The organism is Rhizobium sp. AC44/96 (genome assembly GCF_001692185.1).
GTDB lineage: Bacteria > Pseudomonadota > Alphaproteobacteria > Rhizobiales > Rhizobiaceae > Rhizobium.
The window spans coordinates 726,036-746,811 of sequence record NZ_LXKO01000001.1 but is presented as its reverse complement, the minus strand read 5'-3'; the positions used below and the strand labels follow the sequence as shown (position 1 = coordinate 746,811).

The following is a 20,776-nucleotide window of genomic DNA, read 5'->3' as shown; positions in this document are numbered from 1 at the left end:
ACTATTGCTGTCGAATTGGCGCCAGGAGGTCCAAAGGCATGCCGGGATTCTGATGTGAATCAAGCTCGACATATCCAGGATTCGCGACGCTCGCAGGTACAGCAAAATTTTCCCGCGCATATGGCTTGCTCTGGTCGACCGGCTTCAACTTCATCGTCTGAAGCAGGTTGCCCGAGGCAGCCAGGATCTTGTACTCGGCAAACAGGGAGGCGACGCGCGCCGTGTCAGCGAGAACCTTCGTGTTGAACTTGGTGTTCTGCGCATCGAGCAGGTCCAGCAGCGAGCGCTGGCCGACCTTGAACTGCTCGCGGTAGGAGCCAACCAGCTGATCGTTGATCGCTGCCTGCTTGCCGAGAATGCCAGCAAGATCGCCACGGCTTGCGCGTTCATTCCATGCGGAGCGGACGGATTCCTGAACCTCACGCTGAACCTGGGCAAGCGCATAACGCTGCTCGCCGGCGCGACGGATCTGCTCCTGTTCGCGCGCGACATCGATGCCGCCGCGATAGAGGTTCCAGCGTGCGACGACGCGGACTTCGTAGTCGTTGGTGTTGCCTTCGTCGCCGTCGATGTCGTTGCCGACCCGGGCCGTACCTTCAAGGTTGACCTTCGGCAGGTAGTTGGCGCGCGCGCCACGAACACCAGCGTCTGCAGCATCGACGTCCGCATTGGCGGAGTAGATACGCGGGCTGTTCTTGTTGGCAACGAAGACGGCGTCATCCAGCGTCTTCGGCAGATACTTTGCCAGCGACGGCGGAGAGCTCGGGTTGACGATCGGCTCGCCGACGGCCTTGAGGAAGCGGATCTTCGTCGCTTCCAGTTCTTCCAGAGCTTCGCGCTGGCGAGCCTTGGCGGCCTGAAGACGTTCGCTGCCCTGCAGGCGGTCTGCATCGGTGAGCGCGCCGCCCTTGATGCTTTCGTTGATGTCACCCACCATCGCGGTGTGGAACGCAACGTTTTCCTTGGCAGCAGCGACGATCTGGTTCTGGAGCATGTACTCCAGGTAATCCTGGGTCACTTCGAGGGCGAGCGCCTCGGAACGCTCGAGAACCCGAAAGGACGCCCCGTCGACACGGGAGGCCTGCTGATCGACCTGCGCCTTGCGGCTGCCACCGTCGAACAATGTCTGAGTAACGGTGACGCCCACATCGCTCGGCGACAAGTAGTCGTGGTCGGAGCTCAAAGTACCCGAGCTGGAATTGTCCAGACGACGACGGCCTATACCGGTCTCAAGATCAACTGACGGCAAGTACAAACCGCGCGCCTGGCGCAATTCGAACTCGATTGCTTCACGATCTTTGGCAGCCTGCAGAATCTGCGGGTTGGTTTTCATCGTTTTTTCGATGGCCTGCTGCAATGACATTGCGTTTGCGTCAACATAAAACGCAAAATTCACAGCAACAGTGGCAGACAAAGCTGCGATAATTCTTTTGCCTTTAAACAAGACGGATGCCCCTCAACATCAAAATAGCTCGGCTCACAGGTATACCGATTATTTGACTTCGGCAAACAAGTAACACCAAACTTTCCACATTCCAATTGCGCAGCCGGGCTTTCCTGCAGAGACAGTTAATTCCCCTACGCAGCGACCTAAAGCTAGAATTTTACAGGATTTTTTTACTCAGACTTTTCACGAACCTGTTTATCTGGCGTTACTTCGAAACGGACCTTGACCCGCTATGAATTTCGGCCAGCGTTACTCTTCCGCCACAATCATTTCAGCTATTAGAACAGCCTTGTTTGGCACGGTCTGCTACGCGGCCTGTTCTGTTGGGCTTTTACTTATCTTAAACCTTCTAATACCGGATCGACCATTTTTGGTAGGGTTTGCCGGAGCCACCGCAATTTCGGCATTTGTTGCATTTCCGCTTCTTCTAATACTGCGGGTCAAGGTCAGGGAGCTCAAAAAGCTCCAGGAAACCGCGACCTATGCAGCCCGGCACGACACGGTGACGAAGACGCTGAACGGAACAGCCTTCGCAGCCGCCGTTGAACACTACATGGATCGCCGCAAGCGAATCGCGACCGATGCCGGCGGCGTCATGATTGCGGTCGTCATCGACACCCTGGACACGATCAGCCGGCGCTACGGACCGCAATGGGCGGACACCGTGATGCAGTCTCTGGCATCGATCATTCAGTCCTCGGTCAGAAGCGGCGACCTCGTGGCACGCCTTGCGACCAACGAGCTCGGTGTCTTCCTCCCCGGCGCCAGCGTCGAGAATGCCCAGGATGTCGGCATGCGCATTCGCCGCCGTGTCGCAGAAGCTGCCTTCACAGCGGGCGATGCACCGCTTTCAATCGGCATCCGGCTTGGCGGCGCCGTCTTCGACGGACCTGCCGACTTCAACCACATCCGTCAGCTGGCCGACGAAATGGCACTGGAGCGCGGCGGCGTGGAGACCGACGAGGCCCTGCCGATCTCGAGGCTGCCGGCCGCATAAGCCGGTTGCTCCTGGCCTTGTTCAACCTGGTCTGATCCGGGCGAACCCCGCAATGCGACAGTCCGTACAATAAGAAAAGGCGCCCAAGGCGCCTTTTCCTGTTTCCATGCGCCGGGCCGTGCGGCCCGGCAATCCTGGATCAGCCGACATGCGGCGCGGTGACCGCGTCGTGCTTGTCGTCATAGAGGATCTTGACGGCTTCCGTGGTGTTCTGGAGAACCGCCACATCGTGCCAAGCGCCGTTGGAATTGACGCTGACCACCGTGTCGGCACCTGATACCGTCGTCTTGACGCTGGACAGCGCCTCGGCTTCGGTCGCCTCGTGGCCGAGCAGGCTGTCGAGGAGCTTCGACACGTCGAGCGTGTCGCCCTCGCTGGCCTTGTAGTCGGTGATCACGTCGGCAAGCTTGACGTCGGCAAGCGCGTCGGTGTCGAGGACGAAGGTATCAGCCCCTGCCCCACCGGTCAGCGTGTACATACCGCCGGCGCCCGACAGGACGTCATCGCCATCGCTGCCGATCAGCGAGTGGACGCTGTTGCTGTCCGTGCTGCCGCCAAGCGTCGTGTCGAAGGCAACCTCGACGAAGTGGCCGGTAGAGCCGTCCGTCAGGGTGTAGCTGCCATCCGCCAGGATCGACTGACCGTTGACCGAGGTGTCGGCCGCGTTGGCATCCAGCGAGATGCTGGCGATCGAATGATCCGCAAGGCTCGAAAGCTCGCCGGCGTCGGTGATACCGTTGTGGTTCAGGTCCTGCCAGATGGTGAGCTTTGCAAAAGCCTCGTCATTGGCATCGATCTTGCCGTCGTGGTTGCTGTCGAGCGTTGCCAGCGCCGCCAGGCCGTCGACATAGGTGCCACCGGCAAAGTGCGGCGAGAATATCTCGCTGCCGTTGTCGATCTTGCCGTTGCCATCCACGTCGTAGGCAAGGATGCCATCCGTGCCCGCCGTCCAAGCGATCTGATCCTTGTGACCGTCGGCATTGATGTCGAACTGGACGCCCTGGTCGAGCGAGGTCAGTGCGATGCCATTGTGATCGAGATCGAGGACGATCGGATCGATGGCGTTCGTGGTCCAGCCGGACTGGGCGATCGCATGATCCGTGCCGCCGAAGTAGACATTGACGGAGGCGACGCCCCCTGTCGCAGCCCCCAGCAGCTTGTAGGCTTCGACATAGTTGTCTCCGCCACCATCCTGATCGATCCGCACGCTCAGATCGTCACCAACGACGACGATCTTCACATAGCCTGCCAACGACTGGACATTGTTGAGCAGCGTCGAAACGTCGATCCGTTCGTTGGTAGCGTAGTCCTTGATCGTGTCGGCGTTGGCAGCATTCAGCGCCTCGCCACCCCATTGATAGGTATCATTACCCGCACCACCAAAGAGGATGTCATTCCCCGAACCACCGACAAGCGTGTCATCGCCAGCTGCTCCGATGAGTATGTCGTTGCCATCCAGACCATTCATCACAGTGTCGCCATCGGATGCGTGATGCGTCGTGGTTACGGTCGGAGCGGCCTGATCGGTAGGCAGGGTACCGGTCTGCACAGTTGTTACATCACCTGTCGTATCATTCGACGTCGATGCTGCAGTGACTGTCGCGGCAGATGTGGTGTTGATCGTGAAGGTATTAGTTGAAGTGTTATAGCTAGCAGTGACACCCGAAACATTGTTGAGGGTTGCGACCAAGGCATTGGCAGCGGTATCAAAATTTGCCCCGCTGTTGCTTCCACCGGAGATATACTGGCTATAGGTCGTACCGTTTATGGCGATGTCGATGTGCTCGTTCGTGTTCGTGAACGAGGAGATGTTGTCGCTGAAGTCGACACTATATATCCAATTCTTCCCAACATCCGCGCCGTTGTTAACTGCACTGGAAATAGTGAAGGCGTTGTCCGCACCGGGCGCGCTTGTAAGCGTTACCGCATTATTGGTCAAATCACTCGCCCAGGTGACACCGTCAGCTGCCAGACTGGTAGCCAGAGTGACCCCGCCGACGTTTACAGCCTTCAGCGCGTCATAGACCTGTTCAGCCGTCTGACCGCCTGCAGCGACCGTATAGCTGTAGACCACGCCGTTCACAGTGATCGACACCACGTCGCCAGCGTCATAGCCGCCCGCGGCGAAGCCGAGGGTTGTAATCTGCGTCCCACCGGTAGCAGCCTGCGTCGTGGTTACGGTCGGAGCGGCCTGATCGGTAGGCAGGGTACCGGTCTGCACAGTTGTTACATCACCTGTCGTATCATTCGACGTCGATGCTGCAGTGACTGTCGCGGCAGATGTGGTGTTGATCGTGAAGGTATTAGTTGAAGTGTTATAGCTAGCAGTGACACCCGAAACATTGTTGAGGGTTGCGACCAAGGCATTGGCAGCGGTATCAAAATTTGCCCCGCTGTTGCTTCCACCGGAGATATACTGGCTATAGGTCGTACCGTTTATGGCGATGTCGATGTGCTCGTTCGTGTTCGTGAACGAGGAGATGTTGTCGCTGAAGTCGACACTATATATCCAATTCTTCCCAACATCCGCGCCGTTGTTAACTGCACTGGAAATAGTGAAGGCGTTGTCCGCACCGGGCGCGCTTGTAAGCGTTACCGCATTATTGGTCAAATCACTCGCCCAGGTGACACCGTCAGCTGCCAGACTGGTAGCCAGAGTGACCCCGCCGACGTTTACAGCCTTCAGCGCGTCATAGACCTGTTCAGCCGTCTGACCGCCTGCAGCGACCGTATAGCTGTAGACCACGCCGTTCACAGTGATCGACACCACGTCGCCAGCGTCATAGCCGCCCGCGGCGAAGCCGAGGGTTGTAATCTGCGATACCATGATCGGAGCGGCGACAAGAATATCCGCCGAGTTGGTTCCATCGAGGCTGCCAGAGACATCTTGCGTGAGCGACACGCTGCCGGTTCCCGTGAGGGCACCGTCAGACACCGTATAGTTAAAAGTGCCACCGCTGCTACCGCCGGTATCGGTCAACGTAACTGACCCTGGATGTGAGGTAAGGCTGCTTGTCAGGCTAGAATTGTTGCTGGTTGCCGTCACATCGAGCGTGGAACTATCCACATCCTTGTCATTGGCCAGCAACGCCCATTCCGGAACAATCACCGTCCCACTCGACCCGGCGTTCGTAATGATGCGATCGTCAGTGGCGACCGGCGCATCGTTGACCGCAGCCACCGAGATAGACACCGTGTCGGTATCGCTCATGGCGCCGCCGGAACCGTTGTGGCCGCCATCGTCGGTCTTCATCGTCAGGGTGTCGGCGCCGTTATAGTTCAGCTCGCCCTTGTAGGAGACGTTGCTGCCAGCGAGTGACGCATTGATCTGGGCAATGGTGCCGCTCAAGGTGACGGTACCGGTGCCGTTGCCGCTGATCGACGCGCCGCCGCCAACCGCGCCGAGCGTCAACGTGCCATGCAGCACAGAGAGCGTTGTCGTGACGATCGAGGAGCCGGCATCGACGTCGGCCACGGACAGGCCGGTGATCGACTTGCTGGTATCCTCGGTTGCAGCCACTGTCGCGCCAGGAACGGTATTGACCGGAGCATCGTTGACCGGCGTCACCGTGATCGAGACCGTGTCGGTGTCTGTCTTGACGCCGCCGGTACCCGTATTGCCGCCATCGCTGGTCGTCATCGTCAGCGTGTCGGAGCCGCTGTAGTTCAGCTCGCCCTTGTAGGAGACGTTGTTGCCGGCGAGTGTTGCATTGATCTGAGCAAGCGTACCGCTCAGCGTCACGGTGCCGGTTCCGCTGCCGATGACGGACGCGCCGCCAAGTGCTGCAAGCGTCAGCGTGCCGTGCGTTACCGAGAGCGTCGTCGTCAGCGTCGAGGAGCCTGCATCCACGTCGGAGACGGAAAGTCCGGTGATGGCCGTGCTGGTCTCCTCCGCAGCCGTAACCGCGGAACCCGGAACCGTATTGACCGGCGCGTCGTTGACACCCGTCACGTGGACGGTCGTCGTCGCAGTGTTCGAGTCGAGGCCGTCGTTGACGATCACCTGGAAAGTGCGGTCAGCGCCGCTCGGGTTTTCCGAGCTGTTCGCAAAGCGGACGGCTTCGATCGCAGCTTCGTAGGCAGCTTTCGTCGCCGAGCCCGTGAAGGTCACGGTGTTGCCGCTGATGCTGTAGGTGATGCCGCCGATCGTGCCGCTGGTGCCAGCCTGGCCCGCGATCGAAAGTACGTCGCCCGCCTGGCCGTTGGTCAGCTTGACGGTGGCCGAGGTCATGTTGGCATCGGCATCGGCGATCACGGCATTGATAACGACCGCAACAGCCGAACCGCCTTCGATAAAGGTCGGCGTCGTCGTGTATTCGACCTTCACGTTGTCGATGAAGACCTTGTCACCGTCGTCGATGTCGTCATTTGCGTAGAAGCGGATGGTGGTCGAGGACGAGATGTAGTCCGACAGATCAACGGTAACCGTCGTGTAGCCTGCGTCATCGTTGCCATTGCCCTTAACAGTGGCCACTTCCTCCCACTTGCCACTGCTGTTCAGCACCTGCACATGGATGGCATCGCTCGACTCCATGTCGACGCGCTTGTAATCAAAGGTCAGTGTCGCCTGGGTCGCACCCGAAAGGTCGACCGTACGCTGGACATAATCGCCGACGTTATCGATCTCGGCGTCGGTATCGGAGAGAAGCAAGGCACCGCCTACAACCTTTACATCGCCGGTCGTAGCAGGATTACCTTCGTTTTCACCAACCTCGATCCAGTCCGTCTTCCAGTTTGCGGTACCATCATTGCCGTTGTAGGTCTGCTGGTTGAACTGATCGAGAACATAGGCGCTGTTCGACAGCGTCAGAACCGGCGCGATATTCTCCTGAACGTCCTTGACCGTGACACTGATCGCCTGAGTGTCAGTCTTGCTGCCGTCAGACACCTGAACGATGACGTTGTATATGTTGTCACTACCGTTATCGAGCGGATGTTCGAAGTCCGGTGCATCCTTGAAGCTCAGAACGCCGGAGGCACTGTCGATCTTGAACAAGCTCTGATCGTTTCCGCCGACAATCGAATAGACGAGGTTTGCCGCCGGCGTATCAACGTCGGTAGCCGTCACGGTTGTGACCGCGGTCGTGTTCTCATTGATCGAGACCGCAGCGGTGTCGCCACCGCCATTGGAGCTGATGACAGGTGCGTCGTTGACCGGTGTGATGTCGAGCGCCGCACTGCCGGCCGTCGACAGCGTGCCGTCGGATACCGTGTAGCTGAAGCTGACACCGGTGTCGTCATTGGCAGCCGGCGTATAGGTCCAGGTGCCGTTGCCGTTATCATGTAGCGTGCCGCTGCCCGAAGCGATCTGCAGGTTGCTCGCCGTCAGGGACGGACCGTCCACATCCACGGCGTTCGCCAGAAGCTCGGCCTGGGTGATCACACGAACACCGCTGTCCTCCACGATCGCCGCAAGAGTCACGGCACTCGTCGTCGGTGCATCGTTGACCGGCGTGATATCGAGCGTCGCGCTGCCGGGAGCCGTCAGCGTCCCGTCGGACACGGTGTAGCTGAAGCTGACACCGGTGTCGTCATTGGCAGCCGGCGTATAGGTCCAGGTGCCGTTGCCGTTGTCATGTAGCGTGCCGCTGCCCGAAGCGATCTGCAGGTTGCTCGCCGTCAGGGACGGACCGTCCACATCCGAAGCGTTTACCAGAAGATCGGCCTGGGTGATCAGATGGGCACCGCTGTCTTCGGCAATTGCCGCAAGCGTCACGGCGCTCGTCGTCGGAGCATCGTTGACTGGCGTGATGTCGAGCGTTGCACTGCCGACAGCCGACAGCGTGCCGTCCGTCACCGTGTAGCTGAAGCTGACACCAGTGTCGTCGTTGGCAGCCGGCGTGTAGGTCCAGGTACCGTCGTGGTTGTCGACCAGCGTGCCATGACCCGAAGAGATCTGCAGGTTGGTCGCAGTCAGGGACGGACCGTCCACATCCGATGCGTTTGCCAGAAGATCGGCCTGGGTGATTAGATGTGCACCGCTGTCTTCGGCGATCGCCGCAAGCGTCACGGCACTCGTTGTCGGGGCATCGTTGACCGGCGTGATGTCGAGCGTTGCTTTCCCGGCAACGGTCGTCGTGCCGTCGGACACGGTATAGTTGAAGCTGACGGACGTATCGTCGTTGGCAGCCGGCGTGAAAGTCCAGGTGCCGTCGTGGTTGTCGACCAGCGTGCCCGACGAAGCCGAAACGCCGCTGACCGAAAGCTTGTCGCCATCGACATCCGTCGCGCCAGCCAGAAGCTGAGCCTGGGTGATCAGATGCGCACCGCTGTCTTCAGCAATCGCCTCAAGCGTCACTGGTGGAGCGACAGGCGCATCATTGGTGCCGTGGATGACGACGGTGATGGCCGTCGGTGTCGCGGACGTGCCGTCGCTCACCTGCACCATGTAGGTCACGGTAAGCGTCTGGCCCTTCGCCAGGAAATCGAGGTTCTGAGCACCCGGCTCGTACTTCCAGTCGATGAACGAGAGACCGTTCGATACCGGCGCAGATCCGAAGGTCAGCGCTGCATTGTTGGTCAGCGCCGAAAGCAGGGCGGGGTCGAGCGTGCCGCCGGACCAGACCGCCGTCGCACCCGTGACGGATGCCGTTTCGACATCGCCGATATCGAAATCGGCCACCATCAGCTGACCGGTCACATGGACGGCCTGGGCGCTGGCGTCGGCCAGTTCGTCGACGTTGTTGATAGCGGAGATCACACCAACCAGCGGGATATTGTTGTCGCCGGTGACATGGATGGTGATGGTCGCGGTCGAGACTTCGCCCGAAGTATCCTTGATCGTGTAGGAGAAGACGTCATCGACCTGCTGGCCCTTGGTCAGCAGCTGAGCGGCAATTCCGTTGGCGGTGTAGCTGTAGCTGCCGTCCGCCTTGATGACGAGGTCGCCATACTGGCCGTGGCTGGTCGTGCCGGCCGCATCGACGGCAACGGTCGTGCCGTTCGCGCCCTTGATGCCGCTGACGACGAGCTTGTCGCCGGCATCCGGGTCGGTGTCGTTGGCCAGGACATTGGTGCCGACAACAGACTTGTTCTCAATCACGCTCGCCTGGTCGTTGGCGGCAGTGGGTGCCTCGTTGACGTCTGTGACCTTCACATTGATCGTCTGCGAGTCAGTCAGCGAACCGTCGGAAACCGTGACGACAACGCTATAGACGTTGTCATGATTAGCGTCGGCCGGCGCCTCGAAGTTCGGCGCATTCTTGAAGGTGAGGTTGCCCGACGCATCGATGTCGAACAGCTTGGCATCGGCTCCACCAAGGCTGTAGGTCTTCGTGGGACCATCCACATCGGTCGCCGTCACCGCGGTCACAATGGAGGAATTCTCCGCGATCGTCAGAGCGACCGTTTCGGCGCCACCATTTGAGGTGATCACAGGTGCATCGTTGGTGCCGTTGATCGTTACGGTGACCTGCGTGGTCGTGCCGTCCGCGGTTGTGACCGTGAACTTCTCCGTCAGCGTATCTTTCGCGCCCAGCTGCTGGATCGCGGCCTGATCGTTGTCGGCCGTGTAGGTCCACTTGCCGCTGGTGTCGATGCTGAAGGTGCCGTAGCTGCCCTTCGTGTTCGTCTGCGCCTTGAACTGGCTCTCGTTGGTATCAGTATCAACGATGCTAAGCGTGCCCTTCGTCCCGATCGTGTGGTTGGTGACGTTGACGTCTTCCTGGACCGAGCCTGTCGTGTTGCCGGAGATCACAGGCGCGTCGTTGGTGCCCTTGATCGTGACCGTGATCGTCTGGCTCGCGGAGCCGTCGGCGGAGGTGACCTTGAACGTCTCCGTCAGCGACTTGTCGGCGCCGAGCTTCTGGATCGCCGCCTGGCTGTTGTCGGCCGTGTAGGTCCAGTTGCCGTTGCTATCGATGCTGAAGCTGCCGTAGCTGCCCTTCGTGTTCGTCTGTGCCTTGAACTGGCTCTCGCCGGCGTCGACATCGACAATGTTCAGAATGCCCTTCGTAACAAGCGTGTTCTGCGCGCTGACGTTGACGTCTTCCTGGACCGAACCCGACGTGGCACCGGAGATCACAGGCACGTCGTTGGTGCCGTAGATCGTCACGGTGATCGTCTGCGTGGCGGAGCCGTCGGCGGAGGTCACCGTAAAGGTCTCCGTCAGCGACTTGCTCGCGCCGAGCTCCTGGATCGCCTTCTGGTCGTTGTCGGCGGTGTAGGTCCAGTTGCCGTTGCTGTCGATGCTGAAGCTGCCGTAGCTGCCCTTCGTGTTCGTCTGTGCCTTGAACTGGCTCTCGCCGGTGTCGCGATCGCTGATATCGAGGTCACCCTTCGCGACAAGCGTGTGCTGGCCGCTGACCTTGAAGTCTTCCTGGACCCAACCCGTCTTGTCGCCGGAGATCACAGGCACATCGTTGGTGCCCTTGATCGTGACCGTGATCGTCTGGCTGGCGGTGCCGTCAGCCGACGTGACCTTGAAGGTCTCGGTCAGCGTGTCTTTGGCGCCAAGCTGCTGGATCGCTGTCTGACTGTTGTTGGCCGTGTAGGTCCAGTTGCCGTTGCTGTCGATGCTGAAGCTGCCGTAGACGCCCTTCGTGTTCGTCTGCGCCTTGAACTGGCTCTCGCCGGCGTCGACATCGACGATGCCAAGAATGCCCTTAGCAACGAGGTTCTGGCCGATGACGCCGACGTCCTCCTGAACCGAACCCGTCGTCGCACCCGAGATCACAGGCACGTCGTTGGTGCCGACGATCGTCACCGTGATGGTCTGCGTGGCAGAGCCGTCAGCGGAGGTGACCTTGAACGTCTCGGTCAGCGTGTCATACGCGCCAAGCTGCTGGATCGCCTTCTGGTCGTTGTTGGCCGTGTAGGTCCAGTTGCCGTTGCTGTCGATGCTGAAAGTGCCGTAGCTGCCCTTCGTGTTCGTCTGCGTCTGGAACTGGCTTTCGCCGGTATCGCGATCGAAGATATCGAGGTCGCCCTTGGCAACGAGCGTGTTCTGGCCCGTAACCTTGACGTCTTCCTGGACCCAGCCCCACTTGTCGCCGGAGATAAGGGGTACGTCGTTGGTACCATAGATCGTCACGGTGATCGTCTGCGAGGCAGTGCCGTCAGCTGACGTAACCTTGAACGTCTCGATCAGCGTATCGTTCGCGCCGAGCTGCTGGATCGCATCCTGGTCGTTGTTGGCCGTGTAGGTCCACTTGCCGTTGCTGTCGATGCTGAAGCTGCCGTAGGCACCCTTCGTGTTCGACTGTGCCTTGAACTGGCTCTCGCCAGTGTCGCGGTCGTTGATATCGAGATCACCCTTGGCAACAAGCGTATGCTGAAAGAAGCCGACGTTGTCTTCCTTGACCCAGCCGGTCTTGTCACCGGAGATGGAAGGTACGTCGTTGGTGCCGTTGATCGTGACGGTGATCGTCTGCGTAGCGGAGCCGTCTGCGGACGTGACCTTGAACGTCTCGGTCAGCGACTTATCGGCGCCGAGCCTCTGGATCGCATCGAGGTCGTTGTTGGCCGTGTAGGTCCAGTTTCCGTTGCTGTCGATGCTGAAGCTGCCGTAGCTGCCCTTCGTGTTCGTCTGCGCCTTGAACTGGCTTTCGCCGGTATCAACGTCGGTGATGCCAAGAGCACCGGTCGCGACAAGCGTGTGCTGGGCGCTGACATTGACGTCTTCCTGGACCGAACCCGTCGTGGTGCCCGAAATCACGGGCACGTCGTTGGTGCCGTTGATCGTGACGGTAATCACCTGCGTGGCAGTGCCGTCGGCGGAGGTAACGGTGAAGGTCTCGGTGAGCGACTTGTTCGCACCAAGCTGCTGGATCGCATCCTGATCATTGTCGGCCGTGTAGGTCCAGTTGCCCTTGCTGTCGATGCTGAAGGTGCCGTAGGCTCCCTTCGTGTTCGACTGTACCTGGAACTGGCTCTCGCCGGCATCGACATCGACGATAGTCAGAGCACCACCGGTGTTCAGCGTGTGCTGCTGAACGTTGACCTCGACGTCTTCCTTGACCGAGCCCGTCGCGGTGCCCGAAATCACAGGCACGTCGTTGGTGCCGGTGACCGTCACCGTGATCGTCTGCGAGGCAGTGCCGTCCGCGGACTTGACCGTCAGGGTTTCCTGAACGACGTCCGTCCCGCCCAGTGACTGAGCAAGAGCATTGTTCAGCGTGTAGGTCCACTGGCCGCTAGTCGTATCGAAGGTAAACTTGCCGTAGGCGCCATCGAGCGAAGACGGGCTCTGGAAGTGCGCCTCGCCGTGATCGACGTCCTTCACCAACAGCGTGCCGCTTGCCTGCTGAACGCCATCCTCGACAACGGCCCCTGCAGCGTCGCCGCTGATCGAAGCGACGTCGTTGGCGCCGATGATCTGGATCTGGTAGACGGTCGTCGTGCTGTCGCCATCGCTGTCGGTGACCGTCACCGGAATGGTAACCGTTGCGATTTCGCCGGCATTCAGCGATTCGAACGATCCCTGATTGATGATGATCGCGCCGGCCTCACTATCGTAGTGATAAAGCTTCGAATCCAGCGTGAGGGCGATGCCGCCGGCCGTCGCTACGGTCGCGGAACCCAGCGTAACGCTTCCTGCACCATCGGCGCCGAAGGAGAAGTCGCTGCCTTCGGTGAAATGGAAGGAGAAGTGTTCGCTGTCTTCGCCAGCCGTGGCGGTAAAGACCGGCACGTCGCTGGCGCCCGTCTCCGTCAGGCTGACGTTTGCGAGGTAGGTACCGGTGTTATCAATGGCATGGCCGTTGGCATCGCTGCCGATTTCCTTGAAGGTCAGCGTGTCGACCCCGCCCGACGACGTCAGGCCGGTGATCGTGATCTTGTCCATCACCTGACCGTCATCCGGCGAGTAGGTGCCGACGAGCGTGCCATTCCAATAGACTTGGAGACCTGCCGAATTCGGCTCCGGCGAACCGATTTCGAACGTCAGGGTCAGCTGCTGACCCTTCGTCAGGCCGCTGATGTCCTGCGAGATGGTGGTCTCGCCCGGCGAGGCGCCGAGATCGACCATCGGGTTGCCGTTCGTAGAGGAGATGCCGCGATAGCCGCTCTCGACGCGCTCCAGCTGAACCGGGTCGTTCGTACCTTCGATGTGCCAGCCGATACCGCCCGTTGCCGAGCCGCCCTGCGGGCCGCCCCAGTCGGAATGCTGCGTCCAGCTGGTGTCGCCGCCGGAGAAGTCGCCGTTGGACAGCAGGTTTACGGCCTGCGGTGTGGCATCGATCGTCGGCGTGTCATCGTTGACGATGACGGTGAACGAACCGGTGACGGTGTCGCCGTCAGCATCGCTGGCGGCAAAATTGAAGGTCAGATCGACCTGCTTGTCATTCGATTCGCCGATGTGATCGATGCTTTGAAGAAGCGTGAAGGTGTACGAGCCGTTGGATGCCTGCGGGTCCAACGTGACGATGAAAACCGGGGTCTCACCTGCATAAGCAGTCAACGTGTGGCCGCCATCGGTCACTTGGTAAGTGAGTGGTACATCGTGGTGAGACAGGCCGCTCAGCTGCTCCTGGATGTCACCGAACTTCAGATCGCGGTGTTCGCCGTTGTCAGCGCCCCAATCGACGCCAAGGCCGGAGGTCGTGCTCGCGCCGCCCTCATTATGAATCGCGGCTTCGCTTACGGCCGAAGGGCCAACGCCTTCGCCGAGGCTCGGGCCATCGTCGAGAATATCGATCGAGCCGATTCCCGTTACCTTGTCGCCGCTCTTGTCCGTGACCGTATAGCTGAACTGCAGACGCAGTACGTCATCCGCGCCGGTGTCGCCCTTGTCAGGGTGATCGAGCGGTCCGAGCTGCGTGAAGGTGAAGGCACCGGTCGTTGGATTGGTAACGGTGAGGAGGAACACCGGAATGCCGCCGGCGGTACCCGTGATCGTCAGGCCGTTGACAGTGATGACGACGTTTTGGCCATCAGACTTCAGATCGAGGTGGCTGCCGTTCTGCGTTCCCTCGGCCATATCGAGCGAATCGGCAAGCTTGATGCTGGTGATGACGCCGCGATCCGAGCCGGCATCGAAGCCGAACCTGCCCCTGACTGTCTGCGGATCGAAGCCGCCTTCGCTGCCTTCCGTTTCCGTGATTGTGAGCAGGGTGGTCGAGGTAATATGGGGCACGCCGTTGAACAACTCGCGGTCTCTACCGGGCGTGTTGTCAGGCTGCTGCGTGTCGGCGAGAAGGCGCGCCATATCGATCGGCGTGCGGGCGCCCGGGTTGATGCCGTCCTGGAACTGCGCGCCGGAGCTCGATGGCGAGGAGCTGGCGGAATAGGAACCGTCCGGACCGGCCGCAACGTTGATCTTGCTCTGCTCGAGCGCCGCGATCACGGCCTGCTGCGGCAGCTCGACTTCGCCAAGCAGGAAGGTCGGAACGTGGAGCGCACCGTTGACGATGACGATTTCCGTGCCGTCGGCCTGAACGAGAACGAGGTTGTGTCCTTCGACCCGGATATCGTCGATCGACGCGCCGGCCGGCAGGTGGGCGATGTTATTCTGATCTGGAACCACTTCGGTGGCATGTGCGGCGGCTTGAGCCTCGGGAGCGGCCGGAACGCGATCCGTCTTGCCTGCCTGCTGGCCGTCGTCTGCCTGCGCGACCTCTACGCCCTGAGCGGCGGAAGCCTGAAGCGCTGCATCGTCATGAATACCGGAAATGACCTCGTTCGAGACATGTTCACCGTCAACTGCCGAAATGCGCTGATCTTCGATAGACATACAAAATACCCCAAAGTGAAACTGGGGCCAATCAATTACGCCGGTGTTTTAAATGCAATATGCCCGAAACCCCGCCGATATAGCCGGTTATGCACCCACCCAAAAATATTCAGGAACGGTTAACCGTATTGGCAACCAAACCACCAAAAACAACGCTAAAATTCTAATAAAATGAATGCAATACGGCTTCCTCGCTCGCTTGAACGAGAAGTTGTGCGAGGGCGATTCGCCCCTATTTTTGCAACGAATAGATGGGGAAAAGGCAATCGGCATCGATGCGCAATGCCGGCCGATGCAGTGAGTCGGGACGCCTCCGTCGGCGTCCCTCAACCGTTAACGAGTGCGCCGGGTCGGGCGCTAGCGTTTTGGAGCCACGAGACAGAAAAACGCGCCCTGCGGGTCCGATGCCTGAATGATCCAGCTGCCGCCGGGCACCTCCATGGGGCCGTTCAGTACGGTGCCGCCACCGGCCTTGACGCGATCGATCGCGGAATCGATGGCCGGAACGTTGAAATAATAGCACCAGGCCGGCATCGGCACCGTCGGTGGCTTGGTCATAATGCCGCCGGTCTGCGTGCCATGTTCGGCGAAGATGCGGTAGACGCCCATGGCGCCCATGTCGAAGTCGTGGTCCTTGGTCCAGCCGAACAGCTTCGAATAGAACGCGAAGGCTTCTTCGCCGTTGCCGGCATAAAGCTCGTGCCAACCGACTTGGCCGGGGGACCCCATTGGCGCTTCCGGCGGCGGGTTGTCCATCGGCGCAGGCGTCATGATGCAGATGACCGCGCCATGCGGATCGGCCACCACCGCGAAACGCCCAACGGTCGGAATGTCTTCCGGAGGGCGGCGCACGGAGCCGCCGTTTGCGGCGAAATCCTTTGCCGACTGGTCGACGTCATCGACCGCCACGTAGCCGGTCCAGTTCGGCGGAATGCCCTTGCCTTCCGGCTCGGCGGGAAACTCCATGAGCCCAGCCACGCCGACACCGTTTGCCTCGAAGATCGTATACGGCGGCATACCCGGTACGCTCATTTGCGTTGTCGTCCAGCCGACGACCTTGCCGTAGAAATCCACGGCGGCACCTGTGTCCGGTGTCATCAATTCACACCAGATGAACTTTCCATGCGTTGCGGACATCGTGATCTCCCTTTCACGCCCATGCGTTCAGTTCTCGATCAGTCTGAGGCAGCCGGTGGCTGGCCGCCCATTCCTGCCAAATGCGCCACGGCGCTGAAATGGCAAGGCGGCAACATCGTCACATCACTCAGTGGCAGTGCGATGACGCCTGTTGCGCCGGCGCGTACTCGTCGTGGCGCTTGATGAAATCCATTGTCCCCTCCTCGTTGCGGCCTTTGGGCGCGCGGTCGAGGATCATCAACGTCCCGACCATTTCCTCCAAGCCTCGGGCATAACTCGAATAGGTGTGGAACACCTCGCCCTTCTCGTTCTTGTAGAAGGCGCTCATGCCGGGCAGCTCATCGTTGGCATTGGCAGGTTCAATGGCCGTAAAATTGTAGACGACCTTGTCTCTGGCGAGATCCTCAGGGGTGAACGAGACGTGATAGTCATAATTGAAGTCGGAACCGAAGGAGGAGGCCCAGGGAAACTTCCAGCCCATCCGCTTCTTGTAGGCTTCGATCCGCTCAAGAGCTGCGCGCGACACGGCGACCCAGGTGACGTCGTGATTGTTGAGATGCGGCAGCGTGCCGTCGACGTGATCGGAGAGGAAGGAACAGCCGGGGCAGCCCGCCTTCCATTCCGGCCCGAGCATGAAGTGATAGACCAGCAGCTGGCTGCGACCATCGAACATGTCAGACAGGCTCTTCCTGCCCGTCGGGGTATCGAAGACGTAATCCTTGTCGACCTTGACCCAGGGCAAGGCCATGCGCTCGGCGTTCACCTTGTCTCTGAGGTGGGTTGCTTCCTTCTCCTTGAGAAGCAACGCGCGGCGGGCTTCGAGCCATTCTTCACGGGAAACGACCTGGTTCTGCATCGCTTGCGCCCTCCTCCGGCGCGACCGGGATGGTCCATTCTCCTTTTCCTTGACTATATATATTGATATCAATAGAAATTTAGCATGTCAAACGCGGTCGAGATTCCCTTTGCAACCACCCTTCTGGTGCGCGACACCTGCCTGTGCCTGCATGCCCAGCGGGCAGCGCGGGCGCTGGCGCGCCTTTTCGATGAGGCGTTGCGGCCCGTCGGCCTGACCAATGGCCAGTTCTCGCTGATGATGTCACTCAACCGGCCAGAACCGCCACCGATGGGGCCGGTCGCCAAGCTGCTCGCCATGGACCAGACGACCCTTACCGCTGCCCTGAAGCCGCTGCAGCGCAAGGGTTGGGTCGATATCACGACCAATCCGAGAGATCGGCGCGGACGGCTTCTCAGCCTGACGGCGGAGGGCAAGGCCGTGCTGGCTGCGGCCGTACCGATCTGGGAGAGCACCCACAAGGCGCTCGAAGACGCCCTGCCCGACGGCAACGGCCACAGGCTGCGGCAGGATCTGCTGGCCCTTGCCTAGAGTTTCCTAGCCGGACACGATGCGTGGATCGTCTGCAAAATCCGCGCGCGCGAAGCCGATCCTGATCTTCGGGAAATCGCACAGCGCCTGCACACCCGCTGCCGACAGCCTGATGCGCCAGGTCTGGCGTTCGACCGGTTCGCGCGCGGCAAAGGCGGCAGCGGTCAGCAGCGCAATGTTGCGGCCGCGTTGCGGATCCCGGACGGATTCATAGAGAATTGCCTGGCAGCCCACCTCGCGCGCGGCGTCCGCCAATGACTGGCAGGGTTCATAGCGCAGACGGTCGGTCCAGACGGCGCGGTCCTGGTCCAGCGGCGGGAGGGTCAGGTCGAGAGCTGCGCCCGATTCGATCGACGCGGCAAAGGCGGCGTATTCGGCCGCATTGGCGGGAAGCGGTGTCGCCGGTGAATCGGCAAAGAACAACAGGCGATAAAATGCCATTTCGGCCAGCGCCGTTTCGACCTTCTCCGAGGCGTAGAAGACGCCGAGCGTGCGCCCTGCCCGGCGAAAGCGCGAACCGTGCGGATAGACCGCGCCGTAGCGGAAGGGGGTCGCCAGCAGGTAGTCGAGCCCGATGCATTCGGGCGGCAGCGCCGGCTTGCTTTCCTCAAGGAGTGTTTCGAGGAGCGCCTGTTCTTCGAGCGTATCGACGATCTTCAACGTCGAGATCTGGTGCTGCGCCTCCACCAGCCGCCAGAAACGCCCGGAAACGGCGCGCAGCTCAGACGATAGCGCGGCGGGCGTCCAGATAAGCAATGACATCGGTCAATCCCGAGATGCTGACGATCTTTTCGAGCGGCGTGGCGCCAAAGGCCGTGTTTGCGTTTCGCAGCCATTGCCGGGCAACGGCTTCATCGCCGCCGACGATCGCATCGAGCGAGCGGAACAGGCGAACGAGAAGAATGGCGAGTTCGAAGGATTTGGAACCGCGATCGAGAAGGTAATCCTGCCGCTTCATCCGCGAGACGGTCGCTTCGGACAGGCCGAGAACCGCAGACAGCGTACGGGCGCTGATGCCGAGACAATCGGCAGCATTGACGGCCGCCTTGGTAATGACGGTGGCTTCCGAGGGGCGCGCACCGGCGCTCTGATTTACGGCGACCATGAGCATATCCTTTCACTGGAAAGAATATAGCGACTTTATTTCACATGAAAAGAGCGCCGCGAATCTGCGCAGCGCTCTTTTTCTTCAGCCTATGGGATTGTGTCTCAGGCGACGGTGACCGGAACTTCGGTCGATGTACGCATGGCATGGCTATAGGGGCAGACGATGTGGGCAGCCGCGGCGAGCTTTTCGGCGGTCGGCTTGTCGAGGCCAGGGATATTGACGGTCAGGGCAACCTCGATGCCGAAGCCGCCGCCATCTTCGCGCGGGCCGATGCCGACCGTGGCGCTGACGGTGGTGTCTTCAGGAATCTTGACCTTTTCCTTGGCGGCGACAAATTTCAGCGCACCGAGGAAACATGCCGAGTAACCAGCTGCAAAGAGTTGTTCGGGGTTGGTGCCGGTCGCGCCGTCACCGCCGAGTTCCTTCGGAACCGTCAGCGTGACATCGAGAACGCCGTTTTCGGAAACGGCGCGGCCTGCGCGGCCACCGGTGGCGGAAGCTTTGGTCGTGTAGAGGATAGGCATGTCAGTCTCCTTTGCGTTGGGGTTGGACTTTGTATAATGCGCAATTAAATTGTGCGCAAGTTAATTTTGCAAATTGCATTCAGAAACCGAAAGGCGGAGAATGCAGGTGTAAGGAATGACGGAAATGAAAACGCAGACGGCTAAGACAATGGAAATTCCCGACGAGGAAAAACGGCTCGAACGGCAGCTCTGCTTCGCGGTCTATTCGACGGCGCACGCCTTCACGCGCGCCTACAAGCCGATCCTCGACAAGGTCGGCCTCACCTACCCTCAATATCTGGTGATGCTGGTGCTGTGGGAGAAATCGGAGTTGCCGGTCAAGATCATCGGCGAGCAGCTGGATCTCGATTCAGGGACGCTCTCGCCCCTGCTGAAACGTCTCGAGCAGAACGGTCTCATTACACGGACGCGCGATCCGAGGGACGAACGGCAGGTCATTGTCTCGCTGACCGCCAAGGGCGATGCGATGAGAGGCGACGTCGACACCATCATGGCGTCGATCGGCCAGGCAGCAGGCTGCACGCTCGATGAAATGGTGACGATCCGCGAAATGCTGCAGGGCCTGCGGGCAAACCTCACCTCCGCGGCGTAGGTCGGGCCCTCGTCACGCGCGTTGCCTGCCTCAGCCGACCTCGCGGAGCGCCTTCATCATCTCGCGCAGCCCCCGGCTCAGATGCTTGTCGCGGCGGATGACCATGCCGAGCTTGCGCACGAGCGGCGGATTGACCGGCGAGATTTCGAGGAAACCTGCACGGTCGCGCTTCAGGGCCATGGCAGGCAGGATCGACCAGCCAAGCCCCGCTGCCACCAGCTCCTTGATCGCCTCGACACTGCCAAACTCCATGGCCGGCCGCGCCACGAGACCGGCAGAGCCCATCCATTCATCGATGCTCCGCCGCGTGTTGCCTCCGTCATAGAGCAACAGCATCTGCTCATTGACGAAGGACGCATCCGGCCCACCCTCGGGAAACGATGAACCATGCGACGCGACCGCCAGAAGCTCGTCATCGCAGAACTCCTCGATCTCAAACGATCGTCCTGAAGCCGGCAGCGTCACCACCGCGAGATCGAGGGTATTCGCCTCCAGATCGCGCAGCACTTCGTCGGTATTGCCGATGCGGACAATGATCTCCAATCCAGGCATTCGGGCCTTGGCCATCTTGATTGCCATGGGCAGCAGATGGGCCGAGGCGGTTCCGCCGCTGCCGATGCGCACGCGGCCGGCCTGGCCGCTCTTGTGCGGTGTCATGGCCTCCTCCGCGGAAGCCAGTTCCTGCATGATCCGCCGCGCGTAAACCAGGAAATCCATGCCTGCCACAGTCGGCTGCGCGCGTCTGCCGACCCGCTCGATCAGGCGGACGCCGAGCCGCTGCTCCAGCAGCTTGATCTGGAGGCTCACGGCAGGTTGCGTCACGCCCGCCTTGTCAGCGGCTGCCGTGAAGCTTCCCAGATCGGCGACATGGATAAAGGCCTGAAGCTGGTCGAAGCCGAACGCCATGCAAATTT

The 20,776-nt window shown here is 60.4% G+C and carries 11 protein-coding genes; 3 read left to right on the top strand and 8 right to left on the bottom strand.

Annotated elements, in window-relative coordinates; genetic code table 11:
- Position 1 precedes the first annotated feature (1 nt).
- A complete protein-coding gene (locus A6U87_RS03570; protein WP_065689824.1) occupies positions 2 to 1,363 on the bottom strand; it encodes a TolC family outer membrane protein in 1,362 nt (453 codons plus the stop codon).
- Between the two features lie 316 nt (positions 1,364 to 1,679).
- Between A6U87_RS03570 and A6U87_RS30560 the strand changes: the two genes are divergently transcribed.
- Positions 1,680 to 2,444: a diguanylate cyclase gene (locus A6U87_RS30560; RefSeq protein ID WP_065689823.1), complete on the top strand. Its 765-nt coding sequence runs from the start codon at positions 1,680 to 1,682 to the stop codon at positions 2,442 to 2,444.
- Between the two features lie 139 nt (positions 2,445 to 2,583).
- Here the strand turns inward: A6U87_RS30560 and A6U87_RS03560 are convergent, their stop codons facing one another.
- The 3 genes from A6U87_RS03560 to A6U87_RS03550 form a co-directional block, all read right to left on the bottom strand.
- Complete coding sequence (locus tag A6U87_RS03560) at positions 2,584 to 15,114, bottom strand: VCBS domain-containing protein (RefSeq protein ID WP_065689822.1); 12,531 nt, start codon at positions 15,112 to 15,114, stop codon at positions 2,584 to 2,586.
- Positions 15,115 to 15,471: 357 nt separating this feature from the next.
- The gene (locus A6U87_RS03555; RefSeq protein ID WP_065689821.1) at positions 15,472 to 16,251 is read right to left on the bottom strand and encodes a VOC family protein; all 780 of its coding nucleotides are present in this window, start codon (positions 16,249 to 16,251) and stop codon (positions 15,472 to 15,474) included.
- A gap of 127 nt (positions 16,252 to 16,378) precedes the next feature.
- A complete protein-coding gene (locus A6U87_RS03550) occupies positions 16,379 to 17,107 on the bottom strand; it encodes a thioredoxin family protein (RefSeq protein WP_065689820.1) in 729 nt (242 codons plus the stop codon).
- An 84-nt stretch (positions 17,108 to 17,191) separates the two neighbouring features.
- On the opposite strand from A6U87_RS03550, the gene A6U87_RS03545 reads away from it, so the two are divergent.
- Positions 17,192 to 17,638, top strand: a complete 447-nt coding sequence (locus tag A6U87_RS03545) for a MarR family winged helix-turn-helix transcriptional regulator (RefSeq protein WP_065689819.1) — start codon at positions 17,192 to 17,194, stop codon at positions 17,636 to 17,638.
- A 6-nt stretch (positions 17,639 to 17,644) separates the two neighbouring features.
- On the opposite strand, the gene A6U87_RS03540 is transcribed toward A6U87_RS03545, so the two are convergent.
- The 3 genes from A6U87_RS03540 to A6U87_RS03530 all read right to left on the bottom strand — a co-directional run bounded on the left by A6U87_RS03540 (position 17,645) and on the right by A6U87_RS03530 (position 19,270).
- Complete coding sequence (locus A6U87_RS03540; protein WP_065689818.1) at positions 17,645 to 18,400, bottom strand: RES family NAD+ phosphorylase; 756 nt, start codon at positions 18,398 to 18,400, stop codon at positions 17,645 to 17,647.
- Positions 18,360 to 18,743 (bottom strand): MbcA/ParS/Xre antitoxin family protein, encoded by a 384-nt coding sequence (locus A6U87_RS03535; RefSeq protein WP_065690255.1) that lies wholly within the window; start codon positions 18,741 to 18,743, stop codon positions 18,360 to 18,362. Before A6U87_RS03535 ends, A6U87_RS03540 begins: the two co-directional genes overlap by 41 nt.
- Before the next feature lie 104 nt (positions 18,744 to 18,847).
- On the bottom strand, positions 18,848 to 19,270 hold the full coding sequence (locus A6U87_RS03530; protein WP_065689817.1) for an organic hydroperoxide resistance protein: 423 nt from the start codon (positions 19,268 to 19,270) through the stop codon (positions 18,848 to 18,850).
- Between the two features lie 115 nt (positions 19,271 to 19,385).
- Here A6U87_RS03530 and A6U87_RS03525 point away from each other — a divergent pair, with 115 nt between their 5' ends.
- On the top strand, positions 19,386 to 19,862 hold the full coding sequence (locus A6U87_RS03525; RefSeq protein ID WP_198928655.1) for a MarR family winged helix-turn-helix transcriptional regulator: 477 nt from the start codon (positions 19,386 to 19,388) through the stop codon (positions 19,860 to 19,862).
- A 30-nt stretch (positions 19,863 to 19,892) separates the two neighbouring features.
- Here A6U87_RS03525 and A6U87_RS03520 read toward each other — a convergent pair whose 3' ends face one another.
- Positions 19,893 to 20,768, bottom strand: a complete 876-nt coding sequence (locus tag A6U87_RS03520) for a LysR family transcriptional regulator (protein WP_065689816.1) — start codon at positions 20,766 to 20,768, stop codon at positions 19,893 to 19,895.
- Positions 20,769 to 20,776: the final 8 nt, after the last annotated feature.